The sequence below is a fragment of the Streptomyces sp. NTH33 genome (assembly GCF_003236365.1).
Classification (GTDB): Bacteria; Actinomycetota; Actinomycetes; order Streptomycetales; family Streptomycetaceae; genus Streptomyces.
The window spans coordinates 1-1,599 of sequence record NZ_POTZ01000844.1; the positions used below are offsets into that span (position 1 = coordinate 1).

The window sequence follows — 1,599 nt, forward strand, 5'->3', positions numbered from 1 at the left end:
CGCACCAGTCGACCGCTCACGCAACCGCTGAACAGCAGCGGCCGCCGCGAGCAGGCCCTCAACCCCTACGACCGGGACATTCCCCGGGGCAGACACACCTACGTGTGCAGTGTGGCTTGCTGCTCGAACGCCTGATCAACAAGTTGAAGGCGTGGCGCGGGATCGCCACCCGCTACGACAAGACCCCCGAGAGCTACCTCGCCGGACTCCACCTGCGTGGAGCCGTCATCTGGATCCGCAGCCTTCAACCAGCACCATGATCACGACTCCGTACACGCCCTAGAGGTCGGTGACGGTGGCTGGAGCGGGCGGTTTGGTGCTGTCCGGGGGCAGTTGCCGCCGGGACCGGTGGGGGCGGTGCTGGTGGTAGTGCCGGATGTACTCGGCCAGGACCGCTTGGGCGTGGGCCTCGTGGTGGATCAGGATCCGGTCGAGGAGCTCGCGCCGGAGGGTGCCCACGGCTTGCTCGCAGATCGCGTTCGCTCTCGGTGCCTGCGGCGGGCTGAGCAGGATCTGCACGTCGTCGGCCTGGAAGACGGCGTCGAAGGCGTCGGTGTAATTCGCATCCCGGTCCCGCAGCAGAAAGCGCAGCGAGTCCATCCGGCACCCCGACGTCATGGCGGAATTCCTCGCCTGCTGAACGGTCCACCGCGCGGTGGGGTGGGCGGTGACGCCGGCGAGGTGTCGTCGGCGAGTGCCGTGCTCGATGAAGATCAGGGCGTACAGGCGCCCCAGCGCCACGGTGTCGAGGTGCGGGAAGTCGGCGGCGAGGATGCCGTGGGCCTGAGCCCGGATCCACCGGCTTGATGCCTGTGGACAACTTCTCCGGAAACGAGGAAGTGCCCTGTGACCTGCGATGACGGGAGTTCTTCAGGCTTCCAGCACGCACAATCGACAAGGCACTTCCGAGATGCAATCCTCCCATGCCGCAGCGAAGGTCTCCGCACACTTCGATGATCCGAATCTGGTCGCGTACGGCGGGCTGGAGCCGGTGGTGCGGCTGGCCGAGCGGTGCGCGCTGCCCGCACTCGTCGACGAGCACGTCCGGCTGCCGGCCTCGAAGGACGGCACCGGGGCCTTCCCCGCGGCGAAGCTGATGTCGCTGGTGGGCGGCATGATCGCGGGTGCCGACAGCATCGATGACATGGACCGGCTGCGGCACGGCGGACTGTCCCGCCTGTTCGCCGGGGTGCGGGCCGCGTCCACACTGGGGTCGTTCCTGCGCTCCTTCACCCACGGGCATGTCAAGCAACTGCACGCGATGGCCCGCCGGTTGTTGCCCCGCCTGGCCGCGCACACCCCGCTGCTGCCCGGCACCGGCCAGGTGGCCTACGTGGACATCGACGACACGATCCGCCGCACCTACGGCTACGCCAAGCAGGGAGCCGGCTATGGATACAGCAAGGTCAAGGGCCTCAACGCGCTGATCGGGACCGTCTCCACCCCGCTGGCCGCTCCGGTGATCGACCCGCGAGGCTGTTTACTCCTCTGTGTAAGAGGTGATCTTGCTGGGTGCTGGTCGGGCCCCGGTTGACACCAGGAATGTGACGCACAGTGAGTGACCTGATGAACGAGACCAGCCCGTACGCCGAGCCCGTG

The 1,599-nt window shown here is 67.7% G+C and carries 2 protein-coding genes and 1 pseudogene; 2 read left to right on the forward strand and 1 reads right to left on the reverse strand.

Annotated features, from left to right (window positions below; genetic code table 11):
• Positions 1-122 precede the first annotated feature (122 nt).
• Positions 123-260: pseudogene (locus tag C1I97_RS36865) on the forward strand (IS5/IS1182 family transposase); the annotation flags it as partial.
• Between the two features lie 19 nt (positions 261-279).
• Here the strand turns inward: C1I97_RS36865 and C1I97_RS36870 are convergent.
• Positions 280-741: an integrase core domain-containing protein gene (locus C1I97_RS36870; RefSeq protein ID WP_309147864.1), complete on the reverse strand. Its 462-nt coding sequence runs from the start codon at positions 739-741 to the stop codon at positions 280-282.
• Between the two features lie 169 nt (positions 742-910).
• On the opposite strand from C1I97_RS36870, the gene C1I97_RS36875 reads away from it, so the two are divergent.
• On the forward strand, positions 911-1,534 hold the full coding sequence (locus C1I97_RS36875) for a transposase (RefSeq protein WP_181447092.1): 624 nt from the start codon (positions 911-913) through the stop codon (positions 1,532-1,534).
• Positions 1,535-1,599: the final 65 nt, after the last annotated feature.